Below are 25,755 nucleotides of genomic sequence, written 5' to 3'. Positions count from 1 at the left end.
TCCCTCAATTAGTATATAATGTTTAATTAAGAGTATAACACATTTAAAAGTTTGCTAAGGTGGTGCGAACAATCGAACTCAATAAAAGGCAAGAAAGAATATTGCAGATCGTAAAAGATAATGGGCCGATAACCGGGGAACACATTGCTGATCAGCTGAGCCTGACAAGGGCCACGCTGAGGCCTGACCTTGCCATACTCACAATGGCCGGCTATTTGGATGCCAGGCCGCGCGTAGGCTATTTTTACACTGGAAAAACCGGATCGCAGCTATTGACCGAGAAGATAAAAAAAATACAGGTACACGAATTTTCATCCATTCCGGTTGTGGTTTCAGAATCATCGACGGTTTATGAAGCAATCTGTACCATGTTTTTGGAAGATGTAGGAACACTGTTTATTGTAAATAAACAATCCCATCTTGTAGGTGTGGTTTCACGAAAGGATCTGCTGAGAGCCAGCATGGGCAAACAGGAACTGAATGCCATTCCAATTAACATTATAATGACCAGGATGCCTAATATCACGTTTTGTTTTAAGGAAGACCATTTGCTTGGTGTGGCACAAATTATGATTGATAAGCAAATTGACGGACTTCCGGTCGTAAAGCAAGCATCAAGCGGCGAAGGCTTTGAAGTCGTGGGCAGAATTACAAAAACGAACGTCACCAAGGCATTTGTTGAACTGGCCAGAGATGAAATGATCCTTTGATCTTAACTATCAGGAGGTAAGAATGACTGACAAAATAGATCGACCAATGATTTACATTGTATCTGATTCTGTTGGAGAAACAGCAGAGCTTGTGGTGAAAGCGGCGGCCAGCCAGTTTAATACCGCAGCCATTGAATTGAAACGAGTACCCTATGTTGAGGACCAGGGCACCATTAAAGAAGTAGTAGCTCTGGCAAAAGAGCACAAAGCCCTTATTGCGTTCACTCTGGTTATACCTGAAATGAAAGAGTTCTTGCTTCAACAGGCATTAGCATCAGGAGTGGTTGCAGTAGACATCATCGGGCCGATGATGAGCCAGATGCAGCAGCTGCTTCAGCAGGTTCCGCGTTATGAGCCAGGCATCGTTCATCAACTGGATGACGATTATTTCAGAAAAGTGGAAGCGATCGAATTTGCCGTCAAATACGATGACGGGAGAGATCCGCGCGGGATATTGAAGGCGGACATTGTTCTGGTGGGAGTTTCAAGAACCTCGAAAACTCCGTTATCACAGTATCTTGCCCACAAGCGTTTAAAAGTGGCAAATGTACCGCTGGTCCCGGAGGTTGAGCCGCCAGAGGAACTGTTTAAGGTTACAGCCAAAAAGTGCTTCGGTTTAAGCATTACACCTGAAAAGCTAAATAATATCCGGCGGGAAAGACTGATGGCTCTTGGATTAAACTCAGAAGCGAATTATGCCAATATGGACCGCATACGCCAGGAGCTTGATTATTTTAATAAAACAATAGACCGAATCGGCTGCAGAGTCATAGATGTTTCAAACAAAGCGGTCGAAGAATCGGCGAATATGATCTACAATATTTACACAGGTAAAAATTACAGATAAAACTGTGGCGTACGAAATCAAATAGATTTTGTGCGCTTTTTCCTGCTGATTATTTTTTCTGGCATTATGACAAATTTTTAGTTATAATATAAAATTGTGATTAAAAGTTAGCGATGCAACCAAGAATAGGACTGGAATGTTCTTTAGAAAGGGCATGCTTGCTGAATTCTATGAAACAACATTCTTCTACAGCAGTAAAACAAAAAAAGGTTTTCTTCGACAAAAAGGTTTTAACAGAAGGAATTCCATGAAGGATGTAGAATTTTAATTTATGCTAAATTCCAATGTGAAAGTATGGGTTGATGGAGATGCATGCCCGGCTCCGATAAAAAAGGCAATTATCGAACATTGTCGTGATATTGGAGTGCCGGTGTTTTTTGTAATCTCTTACGCTCACTACACGGACCCTGAGCCGGGTGTGGAATGGGTGCTTGTTGATTCCAACCGGGAAGAAGTAGATTTGTATGTTATGAATCATTCCAAGAAGGGAGATATTGCCGTTACACAGGACTTTGGCTTGGCGAGCATTCTCGTTCCAAAAGGTGTAATAACCTTTCATCCCCGTGGTTTTCTTTACCGCGAAGAAGAAATGGAAAAAATACTTTTTGAAAGATACATTTCCGGGAAACAAAGAAGAGCAGGCAATCGGACAAAAGGCCCATCCAAATTCCGTGACAGTGATCTGGAACGGTTCTCAGAACAATTTCAAAAATTATTGTCGAATATTGAAGGACTTCATTAATTTATAACGAATAAATATTACCTGTCTGAATTTTTTCTGAGGCAGGAAAGTAAATAAAGCGGTGTTTAATCATGGCAGAACGAATTCCGGACGAACTAATTGAAAAGGTTCGAACGTCTCAAGATATTGTTGAGCTTGTCAGTGAATACGTAAACTTAAAGAAACAAGGGCGCAACTATTTTGGGTTATGTCCTTTTCACGGTGAGAAATCTCCTTCTTTTTCCGTTTCACCGGACAAACAGATTTATCACTGTTTTGGCTGCGGGGCAGGCGGAAATGCTTTTTCTTTTCTAATGAATATCGAAGGGTTTTCCTTTCTGGAAGCCGTCAAGCATATTGCACAACGAACCGGAATAGATTTACCTCAGCTGGAACGCCAGCCTGGGAACTCCAAGGCGGCCGATAACAAGGCGGTGATGACAGAAGCCCATGAGCTATTGGCAAAGCTGTATCACCACTATCTGCTCAACACTGAGCAAGGGCTCAAGGCGCTTGAATATTTGAAAAACAGGGGATTTACAGATGAGGTTATCACCCGTTTTCAGATTGGCTTTGCTCCTGACTCATGGGATGCAGCGACCAATTTCTTAAAGAGAAGAAATTTCTCGCTCGACCTTTGTGAAAAAGCGGGCTTGCTCGGTAAACGCGATTTTGACGGAAAGCCCTTTGACCGTTTCCGAAGCCGTATCATGTTTCCGATATGGGACAGAAACGGTAAGGTCATTGCCTTTGGAGGAAGGATTCTTGGCAGCGGTGAACCCAAGTATTTAAACAGCCCTGAAACCATGCTGTTTAATAAAGGGAACAACCTGTATGCTCTCCATCTCTCCAGGCCGCAAATGAGGAAGAAAGAGCAGGCGGTACTGTTTGAAGGCTACGTTGATACGATTGCTGCCTGGCGGGCTGGTGTGGAGAACGGGGTGGCTACACTCGGTACCTCACTGACTGAGGAGCAGGCTAAGCTGCTGAAAAGGAATGTTCCTTCCGTTGTCATTTGCTATGATTCGGACAATGCAGGTGTTGAAGCAGCTTTCCGGGCTTCCGCCATCCTCCAAAAAGCAGGTGTCAATGTAAGAATTGCACAAATGCCCGATGGACTTGATCCCGATGACTACATTCAAAAATTTGGCACTGAGAAGTTTAATAGGGATGTAATAGGGGCAAGTTTAACCGTAATGGCATTCAAAATTCAATATTTCAGAAGAGGGAAAAATCTCAACGATGAAGGAGAACGCATGCTCTACATCGAAGAGGTTATTAAGGAAATCAGCAGGCTGTCTAATGCCGTCGAAAAAGACCATTATTTACGGCAGCTTTCCGATGAATTCAACCTTTCTCTGGAGGCACTTAAACAGCAGCAGTATCTTACAGCTAAGCAGCAGAAGCGAAAAAAGGATAATGTGGAACCAAACAGGAATAATAATTCTAGGTATAAAACATATTTTAACAAACCGCTTTTGCCTGCCTATCATAATGCTGAACGGATTCTTCTTGCACATATGCTGAAAAACACTGATGTGGCCATTAAAGTTCAGGAGTCAATTGGAGCGTCATTTAACATTGAAGAACACAATGCAGTTGCAGCATATTTATACGCCTTCTATGAAGAAGGAAATTTGCCCAATGTTGGTTTATTCCTGCAGCGCATTGAAGATGAAAGGTTAAAAAAGATCGCGTCCGAGCTGGCTATGCTGACGGTCATTGAACATCTTTCCGACAGGGAAATGAGTGATTATATAAGGCAGATCACCAACTATCCGAAATGGTTGGAGATACAGAGTAAAGAGAAACACAAAAAGGAAGCGGAGCGCGGGCAGGACTTTGCCAAAGCGGCCCAAATAGCAATGGAAATACTTCAGATGCAAAAAGAGTTAAAAGGTTCATAATTTTTTTGGTGAAGTGTGGAAGGAGGGGATCGAATGGCTGAAAAACCAAACCGTCAGGAGACGGAAGGCGAATTAACCATCGATCAAGTAAAAGAGCAACTAATTGAAGCAGGGAAAAAGAATGGGGTGCTGACGTATGCCGTCATCACTAATAAACTGGCTCCTTTTGAACAGGATTCAGAACAAATGGATGAGTTCTACAACTTCCTTGAAGAACAAGGAGTAGAAGTTGCTGATGAAACAGATAGCGACGAGGAAGAACCGAAGTTTGAAGCCGGTAAAGAAGAAGAGGAATTTGACCTCAACGACTTGAGTGTTCCTCCAGGCGTAAAAATAAATGACCCCGTTAGAATGTACCTTAAAGAAATCGGCCGTGTTGACCTTCTTTCCGCTGAAGAAGAGATTTCCCTTGCCAAGCGTATTGAAGAAGGTGACGAGGAAGCAAAACGCCGTTTGGCGGAAGCTAACCTCAGGCTCGTAGTCAGTATAGCAAAACGCTACGTGGGCCGCGGAATGCTTTTTCTTGACCTGATTCAGGAAGGCAACATGGGATTAATTAAAGCCGTTGAAAAGTTTGATTACCGTAAAGGATATAAGTTCAGTACTTATGCCACATGGTGGATCAGACAGGCAATTACCCGAGCGATTGCTGATCAGGCAAGAACCATCCGTATTCCAGTTCACATGGTTGAAACGATCAATAAATTGATTCGTGTACAACGGCAGCTTCTTCAGGATTTGGGACGTGAACCAACTCCGGAAGAAATTGGAGCAGAAATGGAACTTACACCTGACAAGGTGCGTGAGATTCTGAAAATTGCTCAAGAACCGGTATCTCTGGAAACACCAATCGGGGAAGAGGATGATTCCCATCTTGGAGATTTCATAGAAGACCAAGATGCTCTTGCACCTTCAGAGGCAGCAGCATACGAGCTCTTAAAGGAACAATTGGAAGATGTTCTTGATACCCTTACAGACAGGGAAGAGAACGTGCTTCGCTTACGATTTGGCCTTGATGACGGACGTACGAGAACGCTCGAAGAAGTCGGCAAAGTGTTCGGTGTAACACGTGAGCGGATTCGTCAGATCGAAGCTAAAGCTCTTCGGAAACTTCGCCATCCAAGCCGAAGCAAAAGACTCAAGGACTTTTTGGAATAGAATAGTATACGATCAAGTCTGCCTTAGGGCAGGCTTTTTTTTTCGGTTTGATTTCCAAATTTACCATTTATTAATGTATTTTACTGATTCTGCGTACGGAATGCAAATGCCTGTGAAAAATATCTCATTCCAAAATGAGGTAAAAAAATAAAAGAAATCAAAAATGTTAATGTTGTAAAAATTCTGCCTTTATATCTATAATAAACTTGAAAGCGATTACACACAATGGTGAAATTACACAAAAGGTGGGTCTGGCATGAATTACGCGTTAACAGATGAACAGTCAATGATTCAAAAAATGATGAAGGAATTTGCGGATGAAGAGGTGGCTCCGGGTGCCGAACAGCGCGACAAGGAAAAAAAGTTCCCTCTCGAAATTTTTCAAAAACTTGCAAAGCTTGGAATCATGGGACTTCCTTTTCCAGAAGAATATGGAGGCGGCGGAGCAGATACCATATCTTTTGCTATTGCCGTAGAAGAGCTCAGCCGGGCATGTGGTTCTGCTGGGATTACCTATTCTGCTCATGTATCTCTTGGAGGTGCTCCTCTTTATTTGTTTGGTACGGAAGAGCAAAAGCAAAAGTACCTTGTGCCGATCTGTACAGGTGAATCGATGGGTGCTTTTGGACTAACCGAACCGAACGCTGGCTCAGATGCAGGAGGAACGCAGACCACAGCGGCAGAGCAGGACGGCCAATGGATTATCAACGGAAGCAAGTGCTATATCACAAATGCCAGTTATGCCAAACACCTGGCGCTAACTGCGATTACAGGAAAGAGTGATGGCAAGAAAGAAATCAGTGCTATTATTGTTCCGACGAATGCTGAAGGCTTCAAGGTAATAGATAACTATGAAAAAATGGGACTTCATTCGTCTAATACCACAGAATTAATTCTCGACGGCGTCAAAGTTCCAGAGGAAAATCTCCTTGGAAAGCGCGGCGACGGCTTTAAGCAATTTTTGATTACCCTTGACGGAGGAAGAATTGGAATCGGAGCGATGGCTGTCGGAATTGCACAGGCTGCCTACGATAAAGCTCTTGCGTATTCCAAAGAAAGGAAGCAATTCGGTTCTTCTCTTTCCAAATTTCAGGTGATTCAGTTTAAACTCGCGGATATGGCCATGAAGATTGAACTGGCACGGAACATGGTTTATAAAGCAGGATGGCTGAAAGACCAGGGGAAAAAATTCTCAAAAGAAGCCGCTATGGCCAAACTTTATGCTTCCGAGATCTGCATGCAGATTTGCTCTGAGGCGGTTCAAATCCATGGGGGATACGGCTATATGAGAGACTACCATGTGGAGCGGTATTTCAGAGATGCCAAACTGACAGAAATCGGTGAAGGCACATCCGAGATTCAACGAATGGTTATTGCTAGAGAAATTGGCTGTTAAATTCAGTAAAAGGGGTGGACTATGGCTGTGAGTGGTTCTTTGACAATTGGCAAATACCTTGAAGGGCAGGCACATTCACTGGCGTCACATGAAGCTGTTGTTTACAGCAAGCTGGGAATCCGTTATTCATATAAAGAATTTTATGAGTTAACCGAAAAAGTGGCTAAAGGTTTGATGGCTTTAGGGATCAGTAAAGGGGACCACATTGCAGTCTGGGCAACCAATGTTCCTGAGTGGATACTGCTTCAATTTGGGTCAGCGCGAGCTGGCGCTGTGCTTGTAACGGTTAATACAAGTTATCAGCAAAACGAACTTGAGTACCTTCTCAAGCAGTCCGATGCCAAAGCCCTTTTTCTGATCGAAGGATTTAAAGATACATCCTATGTGAAGCTGGCTCAAACCGTTCAGGGGAAAAAGGGTGAATTTCCGTTTCTTGAAAAAATGATATTTATGGGCAATGAAAAACATGACGGTATGCTGTCATGGGAAGGTATGCTGACTGCCGGAGAAGATGTCACGGATGAAGAGCTTGCCCAAAGAGAACAAAGCCTTCATCCGGACGATGTCATCAATATGCAATATACTTCAGGAACAACCGGTTTTCCAAAAGGTGTCATGCTGACGCATAACAATATACTGGGCAACGCGCACCGGCTGGCAGCAGCTATGAAACTCACCTGTGACGACCGCCTGTGCATTCCTGTTCCATTTTTTCATTGTTTTGGATGTGTCATTGGGACGCTCACTGCCGTTTCAGCTGGAGCAACCATGGTGCCGGTTGTGCAGTTTAATCCAAAAGAAGTGCTGGAAACAGTTGAAAAAGAAAAATGCACGGCTCTTCACGGCGTTCCAACCATGTTTATCGCCGAGTTGAACCATGAGGAGTTTGAAAGTTATCACCTTGGCTCGCTTCGAACAGGTGTAATGGCTGGCTCCACTTGTCCAATTGAAGTAATGAAGAGTGTCATCGATAAAATGGGTATGTCAGAAATTACAATTGCTTATGGACAGACGGAAACTTCACCGGTATTTACACAGACTGTTCCAGACGACCCCATTGAAAAACGGGTGGAAACGGTAGGAAAGCCTCATCCCGGGGTTGATGTTAAAGTGATCGATCCTGTTACAGGAGAACGTTTGAAAGCGGGTATGCAAGGAGAGCTCTGTACCAGAGGGTATCATGTTATGAAAGGTTACTATAAAATGCCGGAAGCGACAGCAAGTGCCATTGATCCTGAAGGCTGGCTGCATACCGGTGATTTGGCGGTAATGGACAATGACGGCTACGTCGCTATTACAGGCCGTTTAAAAGATATGATTATCCGGGGTGGAGAAAATATATATCCTCGTGAGGTGGAAGAATTTTTATATTCCCATCCATCGATTCTTGATGTCCAGGTAATCGGAGTTCCTGATGAGAAATATGGTGAAAAAGTTGCGGCTTGTGTGCAGCTGAAGGAAGGGAAACTGCTGGCTAAGGAAGAATTGGTGGATTATTGCCAGGGTAAAATATCAAAATTTAAGATTCCGGAGCATATTTTCATTATGAATGAATACCCAATGACCGCTTCAGGAAAAATACAAAAGTATAAACTTCGTGAAGAGGCTCAGCGACTGATGAACGTAAAAGAAGGCATGGTTAGGTGAAAATCCGTCCGCCCAAGCGGACGTTTTTTTTCATCATTGGCAGGAGACACAGCCACCGATAATGCTATGACCTGCTACTTGTGTAAGATTGACAAAACTAGCAAAAGTTTAACTTTTTCTTTCCTTCAACTCTATTTTCAAGTAAAATAGGATATGGATTGTTAGCACTTACATAACCAGACAGAAAGTACATCAATTGTATAACAGACGAAGGAGGAGAAATCATGAAACGAAATCCGCTTATTCCTTTTATATTTACTGCAGTGATTGGTATTATTCTCGTTATCGGCATGTCGTTTTGGGGAATACATAAGCAGGAAGAAGCGAAAAAAGACAAGCAGCAGGCGGCCCTGGATCCGGCAGCAATATTCAAGCAAAACTGTGCATCCTGCCATGGTCAAAACCTCGAGGGTGCGGTAGGACCGAATCTTCAAAAGGTAGGAGCCAAGTATAAGAAAGAGCAGATTACCAATATCATAAAAAATGGTAAATCAGGCGGAATGCCAGCGGGTGTTGTAAAAGGTGAAGAGCAACAAATAATCGCTGATTGGCTTTCAAAGAAAAAATAATAGAAAAGCTGACTCCGGACAACACGATGTGTTGTGAAGAGCCAGCTTTTTGTTTTTTAAACAGCAGTTGTTCATAATAAGAACTATGAAATCAAAAGCAGGTGGAATGAATGAAACGAGATAATCTATCCCTGAGGCTGAAAAGAGTTGCGGCCCACGTACACAGGGAGGCAGTAATGGCGGATATTGGCTCAGACCATGCCTATCTTCCATGTTATTTAATCCTTGAGCACCAGGTGGTCTATGCGATTGCCGGTGAAGTTAATGAAGGTCCTTATCAATCTGCACACAATGAAGTGCAGGCAGCCAATCTGCAAAACAAAATATCGGTGCGCAAGGGAGATGGATTGGAAATCCTCTCACCGAACGAGGCAGATGTGATTACGATTTGCGGAATGGGCGGGCAGTTAATATCGAGCATTCTTGAAAAGGGAAAAACGAAACTTCAAGGAGTAAAAAGGCTCGTGCTGCAGCCCAATGTTGGTGCAGATACACTAAGAAAATGGCTTAAAAAAGAAAACTGGATCCTTGTGCATGAAGAAATTATTAAAGAGGACGGCAAAATATATGAAATTCTTGTTGCCGACCGGGTTGAGAAAGAACAGCCCTATACAGAAAAAGAAGAGCTGGAACTGCTTCTGGGTCCTTTTCTCATGAAAGAGAAAAATGAAGTATTTTTCGATAAGTGGAAGGGTGAGCTGCATCAGTGGGAAAACATCCTGAAGCAAATGGAATTAAGTGAATCGCCTGATCTGGCAGAAAGAAAAGCAAGCCTGCAAAAGCGCATTGATTCGGTAAAGGAGGAGTTAATCCGATGAGTAAATATGCAAACGGACAAACGATTATTTCAGACTTGCATGTCCTCGCTCCCAAGCAATTGGCTGAAGAAGGGGATCCGATTGGTTTGCAGGTTGGTAACCTTAACCAACCGGTCAAAAAGGTAATGATTGCACTTGATGTACTGGAAGAAGTGGTGGATGAAGCAATTGCATCAGAAGTGCAGCTTATTATTGCCCACCACCCAATGATTTACCGACCATTAAAAAAAGTTGATCTTTCCACTTCACAGGGAAGGATTATTGAAAAACTGATTAAGCATGATATAGCCGTTTACGCTGCACATACCAACCTTGATGTTGCCAAGGGCGGGGTGAATGACTGGCTGGCAAGCGCGATGGGACTTCAAGGTACTAAAGTGCTTAAAACTACCGTGACGAAACGGCTGTACAAGCTGGCTGTTTATGTTCCGGAACAGCAAAGCACAAAAGTGAGAGATGCACTGGCTGCTGAAGGAGCGGGGCATATCGGGAAGTACAGCCACTGTACTTTTAACACTCCTGGAGAAGGCACGTTTATGCCTCTGGAAGGAACTGACCCTTTCATTGGAGCAAAAGGCAGGCTCGAGTCAGTCAGCGAGGTTAAAATCGAAACGGTTGTTCCGGAAGAAAGAATCAACCAGGTGGTTGCAGCCATGGTTCAGGCTCATCCTTATGAAGAAGTGGCTTATGATTTGTACGAACTGAAAAACGAAGGTGAGACTTTGGGAATCGGCAAAATCGGAATGCTGAAAGAACCAATGGAGTTTGAAGCGTTTATCAGCCATGTCAAAAAAACACTCGACGTTCCCTCGCTCCGTGCAGTGAAAGGGAACAATAAAAAAGTGCAGAAGGTAGCAGTTGTCGGCGGGGACGGAAATAAATTCATTTCCTCCGCGGTGATGAAAGGGGCGGATGTTCTTGTAACCGGTGATATGTATTATCACAATGCGCATGATGCCCAGGCAGCGGGGCTTTCCATTGTGGACCCGGGCCATAATGTGGAGAAGATCATGAAGAAAGGTCTTCGGGATTATCTGTTAGAAAGCCTTGCGAAAAAGGGATATTCAACAGAAGTTATCTCTTCAGAGGTTCATACGGATCCGTTTCTCTTTTTCTAAACAAAAAAGTCTGGTTCATAAAATTGAACCAGACTTTTTTTATTTTGCTTTTACTTTTGGCAAGATCTTCGCCAAACTTACTTTTCGTTCGTTTTCCCATGTTGAAGGATCCAACTCGTCATACTGCTCGAGGAAAGAAATGACTTCCTTAGTAATCGGGGTTGGGGTGGAAGCTCCTGAAGTAATGCCGAGCGTTTTCACACCTTTAAGCCAATCCAGCTTAATTTCAGTCACATCCGCGATTCGGTATGCTGTCGTTCCTGCGATTTCCTGCGAAACTTGTGCAAGTCTGTTGGAATTATTGCTTTTAGGATCACCAACAACAAGAACAAGGTCACATTCCTTTGCCTGCTCAGCAACGGCTTCCTGACGGACTTGAGTGGCCAGGCAAATCTCTTTGTGAACCTCTGCTTCGGGATATTTTACAAGAAGCTGTTTAATAATTTCGGCCACATCCCACTGGCTCATGGTTGTTTGGTTGGTGATCAGAATTTTCTTGTTGTCAATTTGCAAGTTTTGAATGTCCTGCACATTTTCAATCAGGTGAACTGCATGCGGAGCTATACCGATGGCACCTTCAGGTTCAGGGTGGCCTTTCTTACCGATATAGATCACTTCATATCCTTCTTGTTCTTTTTCACGGATCAAGTCATGGGTTTTTGTGACATCCGGGCAGGTTGCGTCAATTTCCATCAGCCCTTTTTCATGGGCGATGCGCCGAACTTCGGGTGACACACCATGAGCGGTATAAATCACAGTGCCCGATTCAATGTTGCGGATAATATCCAGACGGCTTTTACCGTCCAACGTAATAATTCCCTCTTCTTCAAAAGCGTCAGTTACATGTTTATTATGAACAATCATGCCCAGAATATAAATAGGACGGGGCAATGATGGGTCTTTGGCCGCCTGTCTTGCTAAAACCATGGCATCAACTACGCCATAGCAATAACCTCGAGGAGATATTCTAACTACCTTCATGTACATCTCTCCCTTATACAACGTAAAAGTAGGATATTCAGTGTCATTTAGATCATCCTGAACACCTTATACCATTATAAAGGAGAGCGTATCAGAAAACAATGAAGGGGCCTTGCACCGTTAGATAAACAGCTTTGGTGCAGGCTGAAGCTTTTTGACCGGTCCTTTTTTCAGCGCTTTTGGCGGAGCCTGGATGTTTTTTACTTTTGGAGCCGCAGCTGGACCGATGATGATTTTAGCGTCTTCCGGTGTTCCTTCAGGGATATCATACGGAAAGCTTGAGCTCTCTCCATTTACAGGCAGATCATAAGGAAAACTGCTTTCATCCAGCCATTCACTGTTTACCGGGATTTGGGCAGGTGTTTTGGACTGGGACTTTTGCTGAGGTTTCGTTGTCTTTTTGGTTTGTGCAGCAGGCTTTTCTTTCTTTTTGGTGCGTGGTTCTGGCTGGACTTGGACAGTGGCTTCCTTTTGAGCTTTGGCTTCTTCTCTTGCTTCCTTTTTTTCTTTAAAGGCTTTATTCGTCGTATCTCTGAATTCCTTCAGTGATTTCATCATATCGGGCAGATTTTTAACCATCGGCCCGTACTGTTTAACCATTGGGCCCATTGTTTCAGCCACTTGCAGCATTTTTTGAACATTTTCCACCATGGTCAGCATGTTCAATGGTGATCTGGCCGCGCCGCCAAGGCCCGGCATGGACCGCATGCCGCCAGGAGGAGCGAATCGTTGTCCGGGCGGCACATTTGCATGAGGCGTTCGTCCGCTCTGAGGACCTCTAGGGGGAAATGGATACATGGTTTTGACCCTCCCTTCAAAAAAATACCCTTCCCTTAAAGATATGAAATGGAGGGCCGGGAGGTGTGCGGATGTCATGCTATTAGGCGGATTTCCTATTCTTCATGGCTAAATCCGGAGACTTCCTCTATAATACTAAAAGTAGATACTACAAATGTATAAAGTCAGGTGATGAAAAATGAAAACAGCGTTTGACCGTTTAAATATAAAACCATTTTTATTAAACGCAATGACAGAACAAGGATTTAAAAAACCAACCGATATTCAGGAACGGGTTGTTCCCGGAATATTGAACGGCCAGGATATCATTGGCCAGTCACAGACCGGGTCAGGGAAAACCCTTGCTTTTTTGCTTCCGGTTCTGAGCAAGATTGATCCGGAAAGAAATGAAATTCAGGCTGTTATTACAGCGCCAACAAGGGAACTGGCACAGCAGATTTTTGATGAATACGAAAAGCTGGTTCCTTATTTTCCGGAAGATCAACAAGTTCGTGCAAAGACCGTTGTCGGCGGAACAGACCGAAAACGTATGGCAGACCGTCTGAAGAATGCACCCCATTTGATTATTGGAACACCGGGCCGCATTAAGGATCTTGTGAAAAACGAAGGAATCAGCATTTTTTCGGCCACTACTTTGATTGTGGATGAAGCTGATCAGATGCTTGACATGGGCTTTATTGAAGATGTTGATCAGGTTGCCTCACGTATGGCAAATGAAATTCAAATGCTCGTTTTTTCTGCGACCATACCTGAAAAGCTGCAGCCATTCCTTAAGAAGTACATGAATAACCCCCGTCATGTTCATGTAAGCCCGGAACACGTGACCGCTAAAGAAATCAAGCATGTGTTAATTCCGTTGAAGCACAGGGATAAAAAGAAAACATTGATTGAAGTGGCCAAGGCCTACAACCCTTATCTTTGCTTAATTTTTGTCAATACGAAAAGAACAGCGGACGAGGTAGCGGAGGCCATGCTTGCAGAGGGATTGAACGTTGAACGCATACATGGGGATGTGCCTCCACGCGAACGAAAAAGCATTATGAAACGCGTGCAAAAAGCCGAGTTCCAATATGTAGTTGCGACAGACCTTGCCGCACGAGGAATTGATATTAAAGGCATCAGCCATATCATTAATTTTGAGCTGCCAACTGATTTGGATTATTATATTCACCGTACAGGCAGAACCGGACGTGCGGGAATGTCCGGTATTGCGGCCACAATTTATGAACCATCCGACCAATTGGCCATCCAAAAACTGCAAAGCCGAAACATTCACTTTGTTCAGGAAGAACTTAAAAACGGGGAATGGGTTGAAGCTCAGGTTCGTGTAAAAAAAGCGGCTGTTCCAAAAGGAAAGTCCGGAGTCAGCCTTTCGAAACCGAAAAAAGTGAAACCTGGCTATAAGAAAAAGATAGCTGAAGAAAAACGAAAAATAGAAAAAAGGCAGAACCGCAATAAAAGGTAACATACCGGTTAGAGAAGGAGAAACAAGCTATGCTAAAACTAGGATCACATGTATCAATGAGCGGCAAAAAAATGCTGCTTGGCGCAAGTGAGGAAGCAGCTTCCTACGGAGCAAACACCTTTATGGTGTATACCGGAGCACCTCAAAACACGCGCAGAAAAAAGATCGAGGATCTTAACATTGAAGCGGGGATCAAGCACATGCAGGAAAACGGCATGACTGAGCTGGTGGTTCACGCACCATACATCATTAATATCGGAAATTCGATAAAGCCGGAAACGTTCCAGCTTGGAGTAGACTTCCTGCGTTCGGAAATTGAACGGACTGCGGCAATCGGCGGAAAGCAGATCGTTCTTCACCCGGGTGCTCATGTGGGTGCCGGGACCGAAGAGGGAATCAAGAAGATTATTGAAGGCCTAAATGAAGTACTGACAATAGAGCAAACGGTGCAGATTGCACTTGAAACGATGGCAGGAAAAGGCTCAGAGTGCGGGCGAACCTTTGAGGAGCTTGCAGCCATTATTGATGGAGTGCATAAAAATGACAAGCTGTCCATCTGCTTTGATACTTGCCATACACATGATTCAGGCTATGATATTATCAATGATTTTGATGGCGTGCTCAATTCTTTTGATAAAATTATCGGGATTGACCGGTTGAAGGTTCTTCATATCAATGACAGCAAAAACGAATGCGGGGCGGGCAAAGACCGTCACGAAAACATCGGTTTTGGGAAAATTGGATTTAAGGCCTTGAACTATATTGTTCATCATCCGCAGTTGGAAGCCATCCCTAAAATTTTGGAAACCCCTTATGTTGGGACCGATAAGAACAACAAAAAGCCTCCATATCAATTGGAGATCGAGATGCTGAAAAATAAAGAGTTTGTTCCTACTCTTCAGGAACAGCTATTAACGGTATAAGAACAAAAAAAGAGTCGGAGGTGAACTGCACGAAAAGTGCAGTCCATATCCGTCTCTTTTTTATCGGTTTAAATAATTGTTGATTAAGTATTGGATGGTTGCTGCTTTTTCGCGGTTGACTTCATGGGCTATGGCTTGAATAATTTCTTCGCGTTGTGCAGCATTCATTATGTTTATGTTATATCTTCTTAGTATGTTCACCACCTGAGTGGCTTCCTGCATTGAAACGGGAAACTGATGCTGCGCGGCCAGGCTGACGAGTTCTTGTGCAGTAAGCTGATTCAGCTTGTTGTTGATCATATGAACCATGATCGGATTCATGAAATCCCCTCCTGTCACCCTATCCTATGAAGGAGCGGAAAAAAAGTGAACAGAAAAAAGCCGTATAAACCGGCTTTTTGGGTGATTTTTTATATAAAAGAATGAAAGACAAAGTTAATTAAGAACAATAGTGCGATAATGTACATCGGGGCCGGTATTTGCTTTCTTTGTCCGACTGCCATTTTTAATATGGGGTAAGCGATGAAACCGAATGCCAGTCCATCCACAATACTGTAAGTAAGCGGAATGAGTGCAATGATCAAAAATGCAGGAAAACCTTCTGTGAAATCTGACAGAGGGATGTGCTGTATGTTTTGAACCATTAATCCTCCAATGATGATGAGCACAGGCGCAATTGCACCATCCGGAATCATACTTAAAAACGGTGTGACAGCAATGGAAGCAAAAAACAGGGTTCCGGTTACCACACTTGTCAGCCCGGTTCGTCCGCCTTCTGAAATCCCGGCAGCACTTTCCACCGTTGAAATGGTTGGGCTTGTTCCAAAAATTCCCGAGATAAGGGAAGTGACAGCATTTGCCTGAAAGGCTTTTGGAAACTTTTTTTGATCGGGAAGAAGCCCGTGTAAAAGCCCCATATTTTCAAACGTAACAATCATTGTTAGTGAAAATGTGGCGATCCAAAAGGGAAGGCTCAGCATCCCTTTAAAATCGGCTCCGAAAAAGAGCTGCATAAACGGAGCAAGTTCCATTTTGGCATGTGTATCTTCTGCTCCGTGCGCCCACCCTGTGGCATAGCCGATCAGACAGGTAACCGCAATACCGATCAGGAAGCTGCCTTTTATGTTTCTTGAAAAAAGAAAGAGAGTAATAATCAGCCCAACGATGGTCAGCAAGGTTGTGGGGTGGCTTAAATGTCCGAGCTTCACAAACGTGGTTGTGCTCGCTTCAATAATACCGCCTTTTTGAAGTCCGATAAAAGCCAGGAATAAACCTATTCCTACAGTTATGCTATGCTTTAAGGAAGCAGGAATGCTTTCTGACAAAATATCTTTAAGCTTTGTTGAAGCAATGATAAGAAACAAAATGCCCGAGATAATGACGGCAGCGAGTGCTTCTCTCCAGGACAGTCCCATACCCTGTATAATGGTATAGGTGAAAAAAGCATTGACGCCCATTCCGGGAGTCAATATGATTGGGGCATTTGCATAAAACCCCATAAAGAAACATCCGGCAACCGATGTCAGAATAGTAGCCAGCAGTACACCGTAATAGGGCATGCCGGCGTCAGCCAGTATCAGCGGGTTAACGATAATGATATAAGCGATCGTAAAAAAAGATGTCACCCCCGCCAATATTTCCCTTTTCACTGTACTGTGGTGCCGTTCTACTTCAAAAAATCTGGATAAATTCAAGTGTTTCCCTTCTTTATTTACTTATCCCTCGCCCACCCGGCATCCTGTAATGTCAGGCTGCCAATTTAAAATTATAACGCAATGGCAATCTTTTGACTACTTCTTCTTTTTATCAGGAGATTGGCGTTGGGAAAAAAAGGATGATACATATGAACGGCAAGGCCGTATGTTTTGATATGGATGGAGTACTGGTAAATACAATGGACGATCATGCCCTTGCATGGCATCACGCGTTTCGCGAACAGGGACATGTGATCGAAGCAGCCGAATTTTATGAGCTGGAAGGAATGCCAGGCATGCAGACCATTCTTCATGTGGACAGAATTCACGAGCTGCGGCTTCCTTTGGTACAGCAAGAAGCGATTTATCGCAACAAGCGGGCTCACTTTGTGGAGCATTCCAATTATGGATTTTATAAACACACCATAAAAGCGTTGAAAAGCTTATCCCAATCCGGGATTCCGGTTGGTTTGGCAACGGGAAGCAGGAAGGAATTTGTAAATGAGGTGCTCGAAAAGCTTGAAGAGATGGGAATAACTTTCGATGCGGTGATTACAGGTGATGATGTGGAAAAGGGAAAGCCATCACCTGAACCTTATGAAAAGGTCTTTGCACAGTTTCCATTCCGTCCAAACGAATGGATCGTGGTTGAGAATGCACCGCTAGGCATACAATCAGCAAAAGCCTCAGGTGCTTTTGTGCTTGCCTTACTGACAACACTCCCGGAAGAGAAGATGCTACTGGCCGATGGCATTTTAAAGCATCACGAGGAACTGGATGAGTACTTGATGGGCAGCGTTCGTGGTCAGGCGAGGAATTTTACAAAATAGAATGATTCTTGTATACTTTACAGGAATATAAATCGTAATCGTTACTATTGCTTGGAGGCGCTTATGTCAAAACACGATAATACAGCTGCCGTGAAAATTGAAAATTTATCTTTTCATTACGGAGACAGGTATGTTCTTGAACGCATAAATTTTGAAATACCTAACGGAGCATTTATGGGGCTTGTCGGTCCAAATGGCTCCGGAAAATCAACACTGATTAAATGTATTCTGGGTTTGCTGAAGCCTCAATCAGGAAAGGTATCCTTTTTTGGAATCCCTCTCAACCGATTTAAAAAATGGGAAGAAATCGGCTATGTTTCCCAAAAGGCAAACAGTTTTAACACGGCTTTTCCTGCAACCGTATATGAAGTGGTATCGATGGGACTGTTCGGCAAGGTCGGCCTGTTCCGTTTTTTAAACCATAAACACAAACAAAAAATACTGGAAGCCATTGAAACGGTGGGTATGACAAATTATGTTCACCGGAACATTGGCGAGCTTTCCGGCGGACAGCAGCAGAGGGTATTTATTGCAAGAGCTCTTGTAAGCGATCCTAAGCTTCTTATACTGGATGAACCGACAGTAGGGGTAGACGCAGCATCTGTTTCAAACTTCTACCAGATGCTCAAGAGCCTTAATGAGGAAAAAGGGCTTACATTATTGCTTGTTACGCATGATGTTGGTGTCATGTCCGACTATGTAACTCATGTTGCCTGTTTAAACAAGCAGCTGCATTTTCATGGCAATACAAAAGAGTTTAAAGAAGTATCAAAAGATGGTTTCTCACAAATGTATGGACACCATGTCCATGTGCTGGAACATCATCATTAACCGGAGGAAGTTTGGATGTCATTTCCGTTTTTTCATTATGAATTTTTGCAAAACGCGTTTTTAACAGGCATTATGATCGGTCTTTTAGCCCCTGTTCTAGGCGTGTTTATCGTTGTCAGAAGACAGTCCCTGATTGCTGATGCCCTCTCTCATATTACGCTGGCCGGAATTGCGGCTAATTTGATGCTGGGACGAAGCTCAAGCTTTTTCCAGGGATTGAACCCATTATACATGGGGATGGTCTTTTCAGTCGGGGGAGCGATTGGAATCGAGCAGCTCCGTAAGGTTTACAAACATTATGAGGAGCTGGCAATTCCCATTATCATGTCTGCGGGTATTGGACTGAGCGTTATTTTTATTTCATTGGCCAATGGATTTAATACGGATTTATTCAATTATCTTTTTGGAAGTGTGCTGGCCGTGAAAAAGTCCGATGTTTGGACTGTTTTCTTCATACTTTTGCTCGTTTTTGCATTTGTCCTGTTTTTGTACAAGGAACTCTTTGTGCTTTCGTTCGACGAAGAACAGGCAGCCGTGTCAGGAATTAAAGGAAAGTGGATACAGTTTTTGTTTATTATCATGGTAGCTCTCGTCATTGCATCGTCCATGAAGATTGTGGGAATTCTTCTCGTTTCTGCACTCATGACCCTGCCGGTAGCGGCAAGCCTTCGCATTGCCAATGGCTTTAAGCAGACCTTTGTTCTTTCAGTTATTTTTGGTGAGACAGCTGTGATTCTTGGCCTGATTTCTTCGTATTACCTTAACCTAGCTCCAGGGGGAACGATTGTCATGATATCTGTGCTGATATTGTTGCTATCCCTTGCCTGGAAAAAGTGGAGAGTCAGAAAACCCATATTAAATGAATAGCGAGGTGGCAGGATTGGACGTTTTAACCGCCATGGATTTATTGAAAAAGAATGGTTTTAAATACACAGATAAACGCAGGGATTTGCTGCAATTGTTCTCTGATGAAAAACGATATCTGAGTGCAAAAGAGGTTCAGGATTCCTTAAAGGAGAATTATCCCGGGCTCAGTTTTGATACCATTTACAGGAACCTTTCCACGTTTTCAGAACTGGATATTCTTGAAGAGACGGAACTCGAAGGAGAAAAGAAGTTCCGGTTTACATGTCCGACCAAGGAACACCATCATCATCTTATCTGCTTGAAATGCGGGAAGACAAAAGAAATCAATGCCTGTCCCATGGAAAATATAACAACGGATTTGTCCGACTTTCAAGTAACTGGACATAAGTTTGAAATTTACGGCGTTTGCCAAGTGTGTGTAAGTTGAATTGAAGGTATTATGATTCTCCAAATGGTGCATCCTAGCTGTAAAAGGAGGAGAGTCATTTGCCAACCGTTAAATGCAATGTAGCAAATTGTACCTACTGGGGAGAAGGCAACAATTGTGTTGCTGATGCCATCCTTGTTGAAATTGATAAGCATGCAAATAAGAACTACAAAATGGAAGCAAGCGGAGAGCTGATTGGAGATGCCAAGCATAAAGACAGCGCTGATCAATCGGCTGAAACATGCTGCCACACGTTTAAACCAAAGCATTAATAAAGAGGAGCGCCTGGCGCTCCTTTTTATTATGGACTTTTTAGGATTTCATAATTATTAACAACTATATTTCGCAGGGATCAAGACATACTAAAAACGCTCCAATTCAGAAAGAGAGGGATTCGTATGGCAGAAGATAAGGAATATCGATCCGAATACGAGCAGGAGCTTGTTAATCAGGATCCGGATTACAGAGAAGAAATGGCTGCAGATGTTGTGCCGATCACAAGTGGTACAGCTCTGCCGGAATATGAGCGTCCCCGGGATGTCTCTGAGGTTCATGAAAGGCGAAATGTACAGGAAGCCAGCAGAGATGAAGGCCAGACCGGAAGAGTTATTGGCATGTTTTCGGTTATTCTCTCAGTCCTGTCGTTGTTTATTCTTCCCGTGCTTTTTGGTGCTGCCGGCATTATCGGCGGATTTGTCGCTGTAAGGCGCGGAGCTGCCACTTCCGGTTACTGGGCGATCGGGATTGGTATTGCTTCTATCGTAATCAGTTTACTGTTTGCACCTTTCTTTTAGATACAATCTGTGGAGCACATAAAAAAACCCCTGCCAGCCGGCAGGGGTTTTCATTATACAAGTTCAGCTTGCTTTTTGGCATGATATTCTTCTGCCAGCTTGTCGATTTCTTTTTTTAATTCATCCAACAACTGATCTTCAGGAATCTTACGTACGATTTCCCCGTGGCGGAAGAGCAGCCCTTCGCCTCTGGCACCGGCGATTCCAATGTCAGCTTCCCGTGCTTCACCCGGCCCGTTTACGGCGCAGCCTAGAACAGCTACCTTAATTGGCGCGCGGACTTTGGAAATGTATTCTTCCACTTCGTTGGCAATGGAAATCAAGTCAATTTCAATCCTTCCGCATGTCGGGCAGGAGATCAGGGTAGCAGCGTCAGAAAGCAATCCAAATGATTTTAGAAGTTCTCTTGCTACTTTTACCTCTTCTACAGGGTCGGCGCTTAGGGAGACACGAAGTGTGTTCCCGATGCCTTTGTTTAAAATAACGGCAAGTCCGGCGGCACTTTTTACCGTTCCGGCAAATAATGTTCCGGATTCTGTAATACCGAGATGAAGAGGGTAGTCAAAGGCTTGCGCCGCCTTTTCATAAGCTTCAATGGCAAGGTTGATATCGGATGCTTTCATGGAAACGATAATGTCATGAAAGTCCAGATCCTCAAGAATTTTAATATGGTCAAGAGCACTTTCGACCATGCCTTCCGCAGTCGGATAACCGTATTTTTCAAGATACTTTTTTTCGAGAGAACCGGCGTTTACACCAATTCGAATCGGAATGCCTTTTGCTTTGGCTGCTTTAACGACAGCCTCCACTTTTTCCCGGCGTCCAATGTTTCCCGGATTAATCCTGATTTTATCTGCTCCGCCTTCAATGGCTTTCAGGGCCAGTTTGTAGTCGAAATGGATATCAACGACAAGAGGAATGGAGATTTGCTTCTTTATATCGGCAATAGCTTCTGCTGCACGCATGTCAGGACAAGCCACACGAACAATTTGGCAGCCTGCCTCTTCAAGGCGCTTGATTTCAGCAACAGTTGCTTCAACATCATGAGTTTTCGTTGTTGTCATACTTTGAACAATAACCTGATTGTTTCCGCCAATGGTTAAAGGGCCGACTTTTACAGGTCTGGTTTTTGAACGATGCGTAATTTCACTCATTGGTGAACCGCTCCTTTAATCTCTATTTATTCATAACAACAGATTTATTTCATCTGTACAATAGTCTATTTTAGCAAGGATGCCTTTAGTTTGGCAAGAAAACGAGTCCTTTAGTTCTTTTGATACACCGGAAAATTATAACTTTTCCCCACCTGGATGCTTTCTGGCCGGATCCCATGATTTAAACGCTGAAAGTCTTTGGTTAATTCCGGGATCGGCTTGGAAAGTGAGGCTGGATTCAGCTTTTCAATCACGGACAACACCGTATCTCCGGATGAAATTTTGACTTTCTGATATGGTGTGCTATTTTTGATACTAACCGCGGCAACTGGTACTGTTTTTGGGTTGTATGACTGGAGGGTGCCAACCTTGAGATCATAAGCAATGGTATAAACCACAACGAGCGTCAGGCAAATATATATAAATTTTTTCATAAGCTTGTCCCCCTTTATTTAGGACATGCTTATGTACAAAGTGGGAAATGTATTCCTGTTTTTTTTGCCGTTGACGCTTCAGGGATAAGTTTGCCGGGGAGAAGTTCTGTGGTGTAAAATGGGAAATGTATCTGAGAAAGAGAGAAAGATGCATGGGGTCAGATTGGAAAAACGTACAATGAGGTGGAGAATAAACATGAATCGGAAGGCAAAATGGTTAGTTCCTGTGCTGCTTGCATGTGTTTTAATGGTTCCTTTCAAAGCATTCGCAGATGCGGCACCCGGAGATGTCATCGTAACATTGGGGGAAGATTTAACTCCGGATCAAAAAACTAAAATTTTGGATGAAATGAGTGTACCTTCAAATGTGGACACTGTTACTGTAACGAATGAGGAGGAACATCAGTATCTCGGTAAATATGTTTCAAAAGCCCAGCTGGGCACCCGGGCGATTTCATCTTCAAAGGTTACTTTGGCAGAAACGGGGAAAGGGCTTCATGTGGAAGCCAAAAACATCAACTGGGTAACCGACAGCATGATTGTAAATGCTCTCGTTACAGCGGGTGTGAAAGACGCCGACATTTATGTGACTGCTCCTTTTGAGGTATCAGGGACAGCAGCCCTTACCGGCATTTTAAAAGCATACGAACAGAAAGCGGATGTAAATATTCCCGAAGAAAAAAAGCAGGTGGCCAATGAAGAGGTGGTTAAAACCGCTCAGCTTGGTGACCGTATCGGAACAAAGGAAGCGACTCAGCTCATTACTGAAATCAAACAGGAGCTCGCTGATCATCCCGTAAAAAACGAGGACGAACTCCGTGATTTAATTAAACGCGTAGCCGAACGGCTGGGAATTACATTGACGGATGACGAATTAAACAGTCTGGTTTCCCTCTTTAATAAAATGAAGGATTTGAACATTAACTGGGACAAAGTTCAAGACCAGCTGAAGAACGTCAGAGATAATCTTGACGGCTTTCTTAATAAAGAAGAAACACAATCGTTTCTTCAAAAGTTCATCGATTTTATTATCTCGATCATAGATGGTATAAAAGGTCTTTTCCAAAAGTAAAAGGCCATACGAAAAGGAGCCGGTACCGGCTCCTCTTTTTATACCTTTGTTTCTGGTGTTTCTCTAATGGCAAGATGAAGGAAGAGAGAGGCTACTGCCCAATAAATAAAGAATGAAAAGGGCACCATGGTATGTAAAAGCTTCATTACGGCAAAGAATACCGTTGGCAGTGTAACGGAATAAGCGGACATTACCCATAATCGTCTGTAATTGAGGCTGCGGCGGCTGATGTTTTGGAGCACCAGGCCGATGACGGCAAGTATGGATACTCCAATGAACTTCATGGCGACTGTAAAAAGGTAAATGAACAAAAAGATCAGCGGGAGCAAGATCGGAAGCAAATCTGAAAGTTTGCTGATCCAGGAACTCACATCCTGTTTGGTCAGGGTCACATCGCCAAGTGTAGCATACGGAAGATCCTGGGTTTCTCCGCCTGTTGTAATGATTGCCTTGTTCTTTAACATGGCAATGATGTCACTGTATTTATTAAGATCGCTTTCTTTTACGGTTCCCGTCGTATCAAAAATAAAGGTTTGATTGCCATCCGTTTGAATGACGGGCTTTTTAAGCTGTGAAGAAAGCTCCCCATCCTTTAATGTAAATTGAGGTATATCGGAAGCCATAGACTCCTCAAATTCCTCTATTCCTGATTTAAAGGCCATGGAAAATGTTATTCCAAAGGGAATGGAAGTAAGGAAAATAAGAAAAAATATGTATCCGATGGCTTTTCCCACCCCTTGAAAGCGCAGACGCGCCACAGTCTGCGGGGAATACAGACTTTTAAAAAAATGACTGAAAATTCTCATGTAACTCCTCATCTCCTGTATGGTCTTTACTAATTTTAGCGAATAAAGACAAAACAAACAATGCACAAGCCATTCAATTGTTAAGGTTTTCGGAAGCGCCTTTACATAACATTTATAAAACTAGATAATATCAGAAGGATGATTAGTTAAAAGGGGTTGTCAAATACATTGAGTGTTCAGGATATGCTGTTTCAGTTTTTGGGCGGACTCGGCCTTTTTCTTTTTGGAATCAAATATTTAGGCGAAGGGCTGCAGAATTCTGCCGGTGACCGGCTTCGAAATATTCTTGATAGTTTAACAACAAATACATTTACAGGAATTCTTGCCGGTCTGTTTGTTACGATGCTGATTCAGTCCAGCTCGGCAACTACTGTTTTGACAGTCGGACTTGTTAATGCACGGATGCTCACGTTGAGACAGGCAGTGGGGATCATCATGGGAGCCAACATCGGGACTACTTTTACCGCCTTTATTATCGGTTTTGATGCTGCAGGATTCGGGCTGCCTTTGCTTGCAGTCGGCGCGTTCTTTGTTTTCTTTATTCGAAGCTATAAATACGTTTTTATTGGAAGAATTCTTTTTGGCCTTGGCGGATTGTTCTTTGGACTGCAGCTGATGGGAGCGGGGATGGAGCCGCTGCAAACGTCCCTTAACTTTAAAAATATAACCGACCATCTCAATGACCAGCCGTTTTTGGGGATAGCAGCCGGAACTTTAGCTACCATGGTGCTGCAGTCATCGAGTGCCACCGTAGGCATTCTTCAACAAATGTTTTCGATGGATTTGATTCATCTGGGCGGAGCTCTTGCTGTTTTGTTTGGCGATAACATTGGAACGACGATTACGGCAGTGATTGCAGCAGTCGGAGCTTCACAAAATGCAAAACGTGCAGCGCTCGTTCATGTGCTGTTTAATGTCATCGGAACAGTTATCTTTGTTGTTTTCTTCATCCCGTACAAAAGCATTATTGTATGGCTCACAAAGACCATGCATCTAAGCCCCGCGATGGAAATTGCCTTTGCACACGGTTTTTTTAATGTAGGAAATGTTCTTATCATGTTTCCGTTCATTTCATTTTTGGTCTATGCGGTTACCCGTTTGATCCGGGATGACGAATGGACGGTTGATACCCAAACGGTGAAGCTGGATGAAAAAGTTATAAACAGTTCCCCTGAATTTGCTTTACATCAGGCGAGGCAGGAATTGCTGAAAATGGCGGCCTATTCCCGGGAGGGCCTAAAACAGGCGTTGCTTTTCTTTCAAACGAGAAAAAACCGGTATGCGGACACGGCCATGCAGTATGAAGAGGAAATCAACAGGTTTGACCGCCAGCTTACTAAGTTCCTGGTGAAACTGTCGATTCACTCTCTTTCAAAAAATGAATCAACCGAGCATACCATGCTCCTTAACCTGTGCAAGGATATAGAACGGGTAGGGGACCATATGAAAAATATGATTGATCTCGTCTGTTTCATGGCGAGAAATAATATTAAGCTGTCCGAAGTTACATCAAGGGATTTTGAGAATATGATGATTCTTACCCAATCATGCCTGGACAAGGCCATCATGGCGCTTGAGACTAATAACAAATCCATGGCTGAAGAGGTATTGTCCATTGAGGACGATATTGATGAAATGGAAAAAACGTTAAGAAAGAAGCATATTCAGGATATTAATAATAATTTGAGCACCGGTCAGGAAAGTGTTGTTTATGTTGACTTCATTAGTAATCTGGAACGAATCGGTGATCATTCTGTTAATATTGCTGAAGCAGTGCTTGAACGATAA

At 43.4% G+C, this 25,755-nt stretch carries 27 protein-coding genes; 20 read left to right on the top strand and 7 right to left on the bottom strand.

Annotated elements, in window-relative coordinates; genetic code table 11:
* The first annotated feature begins 62 nt into the window (after nt 1–62).
* From ccpN to QYB97_RS13110, 10 genes are all read left to right on the top strand, one after another.
* On the top strand, nt 63–710 hold the full coding sequence (gene ccpN / locus QYB97_RS13155; protein ID WP_301166549.1) for a transcriptional regulator CcpN: 648 nt from the start codon (nt 63–65) through the stop codon (nt 708–710).
* 22 nt (nt 711–732) lie between these two features.
* The gene (locus QYB97_RS13150; protein WP_301166459.1) at nt 733–1,557 is read left to right on the top strand and encodes a pyruvate, water dikinase regulatory protein; all 825 of its coding nucleotides are present in this window, start codon (nt 733–735) and stop codon (nt 1,555–1,557) included.
* 271 nt (nt 1,558–1,828) lie between these two features.
* Complete coding sequence (locus QYB97_RS13145) at nt 1,829–2,299, top strand: YaiI/YqxD family protein (RefSeq protein WP_301166458.1); 471 nt, start codon at nt 1,829–1,831, stop codon at nt 2,297–2,299.
* A gap of 71 nt (nt 2,300–2,370) precedes the next feature.
* On the top strand, nt 2,371–4,185 hold the full coding sequence (gene dnaG, locus QYB97_RS13140; RefSeq protein ID WP_301166457.1) for a DNA primase: 1,815 nt from the start codon (nt 2,371–2,373) through the stop codon (nt 4,183–4,185).
* A gap of 33 nt (nt 4,186–4,218) precedes the next feature.
* Nucleotides 4,219–5,343: an RNA polymerase sigma factor RpoD gene (rpoD, locus tag QYB97_RS13135; RefSeq protein ID WP_301166456.1), complete on the top strand. Its 1,125-nt coding sequence runs from the start codon at nt 4,219–4,221 to the stop codon at nt 5,341–5,343.
* A 256-nt stretch (nt 5,344–5,599) separates the two neighbouring features.
* Nucleotides 5,600–6,739, top strand: coding sequence for an acyl-CoA dehydrogenase family protein (locus QYB97_RS13130; protein WP_301166455.1), 1,140 nt, complete (start codon nt 5,600–5,602; stop codon nt 6,737–6,739).
* A 21-nt stretch (nt 6,740–6,760) separates the two neighbouring features.
* Nucleotides 6,761–8,386 carry an AMP-binding protein gene (locus tag QYB97_RS13125; RefSeq protein WP_301166454.1) on the top strand — a complete coding sequence of 542 codons (1,626 nt, stop codon included), beginning with the start codon at nt 6,761–6,763 and terminating at the stop codon, nt 8,384–8,386.
* Between the two features lie 224 nt (nt 8,387–8,610).
* Nucleotides 8,611–8,955: a cytochrome c550 gene (gene cccA / locus QYB97_RS13120; protein WP_301166453.1), complete on the top strand. Its 345-nt coding sequence runs from the start codon at nt 8,611–8,613 to the stop codon at nt 8,953–8,955.
* A 110-nt stretch (nt 8,956–9,065) separates the two neighbouring features.
* Entirely contained in the window at nt 9,066–9,773 is a 708-nt protein-coding gene (locus QYB97_RS13115) for a tRNA (adenine(22)-N(1))-methyltransferase (protein WP_301166452.1), read from the top strand.
* Nucleotides 9,770–10,891 (top strand): Nif3-like dinuclear metal center hexameric protein, encoded by a 1,122-nt coding sequence (locus QYB97_RS13110; protein ID WP_301166451.1) that lies wholly within the window; start codon nt 9,770–9,772, stop codon nt 10,889–10,891. The genes QYB97_RS13115 and QYB97_RS13110 overlap by 4 nt, the downstream gene beginning before the upstream one ends.
* 39 nt (nt 10,892–10,930) lie before the next feature.
* On the opposite strand, the gene QYB97_RS13105 is transcribed toward QYB97_RS13110, so the two are convergent.
* Together QYB97_RS13105 and vrrA are read right to left on the bottom strand one after the other, a co-directional pair.
* Nucleotides 10,931–11,872, bottom strand: coding sequence for a 4-hydroxy-3-methylbut-2-enyl diphosphate reductase (locus QYB97_RS13105; protein WP_301166450.1), 942 nt, complete (start codon nt 11,870–11,872; stop codon nt 10,931–10,933).
* Between the two features lie 120 nt (nt 11,873–11,992).
* Entirely contained in the window at nt 11,993–12,670 is a 678-nt protein-coding gene (gene vrrA, locus QYB97_RS13100) for a VrrA/YqfQ family protein (protein WP_301166449.1), read from the bottom strand.
* Nucleotides 12,671–12,848: 178 nt separating this feature from the next.
* Between vrrA and QYB97_RS13095 the strand changes: the two genes are divergently transcribed.
* Nucleotides 12,849–14,135 carry a DEAD/DEAH box helicase gene (locus QYB97_RS13095; RefSeq protein ID WP_301166448.1) on the top strand — a complete coding sequence of 429 codons (1,287 nt, stop codon included), beginning with the start codon at nt 12,849–12,851 and terminating at the stop codon, nt 14,133–14,135.
* 29 nt (nt 14,136–14,164) lie between these two features.
* Nucleotides 14,165–15,058, top strand: coding sequence for a deoxyribonuclease IV (locus QYB97_RS13090; RefSeq protein ID WP_301166447.1), 894 nt, complete (start codon nt 14,165–14,167; stop codon nt 15,056–15,058).
* Between the two features lie 60 nt (nt 15,059–15,118).
* On the opposite strand, the gene QYB97_RS13085 is transcribed toward QYB97_RS13090, so the two are convergent.
* Nucleotides 15,119–15,379: a DUF2624 family protein gene (locus QYB97_RS13085; protein ID WP_301166446.1), complete on the bottom strand. Its 261-nt coding sequence runs from the start codon at nt 15,377–15,379 to the stop codon at nt 15,119–15,121.
* 89 nt (nt 15,380–15,468) lie between these two features.
* Nucleotides 15,469–16,752, bottom strand: coding sequence for an NCS2 family permease (locus QYB97_RS13080; RefSeq protein WP_301166445.1), 1,284 nt, complete (start codon nt 16,750–16,752; stop codon nt 15,469–15,471).
* A 149-nt stretch (nt 16,753–16,901) separates the two neighbouring features.
* On the opposite strand from QYB97_RS13080, the gene QYB97_RS13075 reads away from it, so the two are divergent.
* The 6 genes from QYB97_RS13075 (at nt 16,902) to QYB97_RS13050 (ending at nt 20,501) form a co-directional block, all read left to right on the top strand.
* Complete coding sequence (locus QYB97_RS13075) at nt 16,902–17,582, top strand: HAD family hydrolase (protein WP_301166444.1); 681 nt, start codon at nt 16,902–16,904, stop codon at nt 17,580–17,582.
* 63 nt (nt 17,583–17,645) lie between these two features.
* A complete protein-coding gene (locus QYB97_RS13070) occupies nt 17,646–18,413 on the top strand; it encodes a metal ABC transporter ATP-binding protein (protein WP_301166443.1) in 768 nt (255 codons plus the stop codon).
* 15 nt (nt 18,414–18,428) lie between these two features.
* On the top strand, nt 18,429–19,280 hold the full coding sequence (locus QYB97_RS13065) for a metal ABC transporter permease (protein ID WP_301166442.1): 852 nt from the start codon (nt 18,429–18,431) through the stop codon (nt 19,278–19,280).
* Nucleotides 19,281–19,293: 13 nt separating this feature from the next.
* Nucleotides 19,294–19,707 (top strand): Fur family transcriptional regulator, encoded by a 414-nt coding sequence (locus QYB97_RS13060; RefSeq protein WP_301166441.1) that lies wholly within the window; start codon nt 19,294–19,296, stop codon nt 19,705–19,707.
* 59 nt (nt 19,708–19,766) lie between these two features.
* Nucleotides 19,767–19,979 carry a DUF1540 domain-containing protein gene (locus QYB97_RS13055; RefSeq protein ID WP_301166440.1) on the top strand — a complete coding sequence of 71 codons (213 nt, stop codon included), beginning with the start codon at nt 19,767–19,769 and terminating at the stop codon, nt 19,977–19,979.
* A gap of 126 nt (nt 19,980–20,105) precedes the next feature.
* Entirely contained in the window at nt 20,106–20,501 is a 396-nt protein-coding gene (locus tag QYB97_RS13050) for a DUF4190 domain-containing protein (RefSeq protein ID WP_301166439.1), read from the top strand.
* A gap of 53 nt (nt 20,502–20,554) precedes the next feature.
* On the opposite strand, the gene ispG is transcribed toward QYB97_RS13050, so the two are convergent.
* Together ispG and QYB97_RS13040 are read right to left on the bottom strand one after the other, a co-directional pair.
* Nucleotides 20,555–21,655: a flavodoxin-dependent (E)-4-hydroxy-3-methylbut-2-enyl-diphosphate synthase gene (ispG, locus tag QYB97_RS13045; protein ID WP_301166438.1), complete on the bottom strand. Its 1,101-nt coding sequence runs from the start codon at nt 21,653–21,655 to the stop codon at nt 20,555–20,557.
* 110 nt (nt 21,656–21,765) lie between these two features.
* Nucleotides 21,766–22,089, bottom strand: a complete 324-nt coding sequence (locus tag QYB97_RS13040; RefSeq protein WP_301166437.1) for a hypothetical protein — start codon at nt 22,087–22,089, stop codon at nt 21,766–21,768.
* 196 nt (nt 22,090–22,285) lie between these two features.
* Between QYB97_RS13040 and QYB97_RS13035 the strand changes: the two genes are divergently transcribed.
* A complete protein-coding gene (locus QYB97_RS13035) occupies nt 22,286–23,161 on the top strand; it encodes a DUF1002 domain-containing protein (protein WP_301166436.1) in 876 nt (291 codons plus the stop codon).
* Nucleotides 23,162–23,199: 38 nt separating this feature from the next.
* Here the strand turns inward: QYB97_RS13035 and QYB97_RS13030 are convergent, their stop codons facing one another.
* Entirely contained in the window at nt 23,200–23,967 is a 768-nt protein-coding gene (locus tag QYB97_RS13030) for a DUF1189 domain-containing protein (RefSeq protein WP_301166435.1), read from the bottom strand.
* A 183-nt stretch (nt 23,968–24,150) separates the two neighbouring features.
* Between QYB97_RS13030 and QYB97_RS13025 the strand changes: the two genes are divergently transcribed.
* On the top strand, nt 24,151–25,755 hold the full coding sequence (locus QYB97_RS13025; protein WP_301166548.1) for a Na/Pi cotransporter family protein: 1,605 nt from the start codon (nt 24,151–24,153) through the stop codon (nt 25,753–25,755).

The sequence above is a fragment of the Fictibacillus fluitans genome, from assembly GCF_030418125.1.
GTDB lineage: Bacteria > Bacillota > Bacilli > Bacillales > Fictibacillaceae > Fictibacillus_C > Fictibacillus_C fluitans.
This window is presented reverse-complemented; position numbering and strand designations above follow the sequence as displayed.

Excerpts from the sequence above, each read along its gene's own strand:
- QYB97_RS13150 (WP_301166459.1), top strand. The coding sequence starts at position 733 with ATGACTGACAAAATAGATCGACCAATGATTTACATTGTATCTGATTCT.
- QYB97_RS13145 (WP_301166458.1), top strand. The coding sequence starts at position 1,829 with ATGCTAAATTCCAATGTGAAAGTATGGGTTGATGGAGATGCATGCCCG.
- dnaG (WP_301166457.1), top strand. The coding sequence starts at position 2,371 with ATGGCAGAACGAATTCCGGACGAACTAATTGAAAAGGTTCGAACGTCT.
- rpoD (WP_301166456.1), top strand. The coding sequence starts at position 4,219 with ATGGCTGAAAAACCAAACCGTCAGGAGACGGAAGGCGAATTAACCATC.
- QYB97_RS13130 (WP_301166455.1), top strand. The coding sequence starts at position 5,600 with ATGAATTACGCGTTAACAGATGAACAGTCAATGATTCAAAAAATGATG.
- QYB97_RS13125 (WP_301166454.1), top strand. The coding sequence starts at position 6,761 with ATGGCTGTGAGTGGTTCTTTGACAATTGGCAAATACCTTGAAGGGCAG.
- cccA (WP_301166453.1), top strand. The coding sequence starts at position 8,611 with ATGAAACGAAATCCGCTTATTCCTTTTATATTTACTGCAGTGATTGGT.
- QYB97_RS13115 (WP_301166452.1), top strand. The coding sequence starts at position 9,066 with ATGAAACGAGATAATCTATCCCTGAGGCTGAAAAGAGTTGCGGCCCAC.
- QYB97_RS13110 (WP_301166451.1), top strand. The coding sequence starts at position 9,770 with ATGAGTAAATATGCAAACGGACAAACGATTATTTCAGACTTGCATGTC.
- QYB97_RS13105 (WP_301166450.1), bottom strand. The coding sequence starts at position 11,872 with ATGAAGGTAGTTAGAATATCTCCTCGAGGTTATTGCTATGGCGTAGTT.
- vrrA (WP_301166449.1), bottom strand. The coding sequence starts at position 12,670 with ATGTATCCATTTCCCCCTAGAGGTCCTCAGAGCGGACGAACGCCTCAT.
- QYB97_RS13095 (WP_301166448.1), top strand. The coding sequence starts at position 12,849 with ATGAAAACAGCGTTTGACCGTTTAAATATAAAACCATTTTTATTAAAC.
- QYB97_RS13090 (WP_301166447.1), top strand. The coding sequence starts at position 14,165 with ATGCTAAAACTAGGATCACATGTATCAATGAGCGGCAAAAAAATGCTG.
- QYB97_RS13085 (WP_301166446.1), bottom strand. The coding sequence starts at position 15,379 with ATGAATCCGATCATGGTTCATATGATCAACAACAAGCTGAATCAGCTT.
- QYB97_RS13075 (WP_301166444.1), top strand. The coding sequence starts at position 16,902 with ATGAACGGCAAGGCCGTATGTTTTGATATGGATGGAGTACTGGTAAAT.
- QYB97_RS13070 (WP_301166443.1), top strand. The coding sequence starts at position 17,646 with ATGTCAAAACACGATAATACAGCTGCCGTGAAAATTGAAAATTTATCT.
- QYB97_RS13065 (WP_301166442.1), top strand. The coding sequence starts at position 18,429 with ATGTCATTTCCGTTTTTTCATTATGAATTTTTGCAAAACGCGTTTTTA.
- QYB97_RS13050 (WP_301166439.1), top strand. The coding sequence starts at position 20,106 with ATGGCAGAAGATAAGGAATATCGATCCGAATACGAGCAGGAGCTTGTT.
- ispG (WP_301166438.1), bottom strand. The coding sequence starts at position 21,655 with ATGAGTGAAATTACGCATCGTTCAAAAACCAGACCTGTAAAAGTCGGC.
- QYB97_RS13040 (WP_301166437.1), bottom strand. The coding sequence starts at position 22,089 with ATGAAAAAATTTATATATATTTGCCTGACGCTCGTTGTGGTTTATACC.
- QYB97_RS13035 (WP_301166436.1), top strand. The coding sequence starts at position 22,286 with ATGAATCGGAAGGCAAAATGGTTAGTTCCTGTGCTGCTTGCATGTGTT.
- QYB97_RS13030 (WP_301166435.1), bottom strand. The coding sequence starts at position 23,967 with ATGAGAATTTTCAGTCATTTTTTTAAAAGTCTGTATTCCCCGCAGACT.
- QYB97_RS13025 (WP_301166548.1), top strand. The coding sequence starts at position 24,151 with ATGCTGTTTCAGTTTTTGGGCGGACTCGGCCTTTTTCTTTTTGGAATC.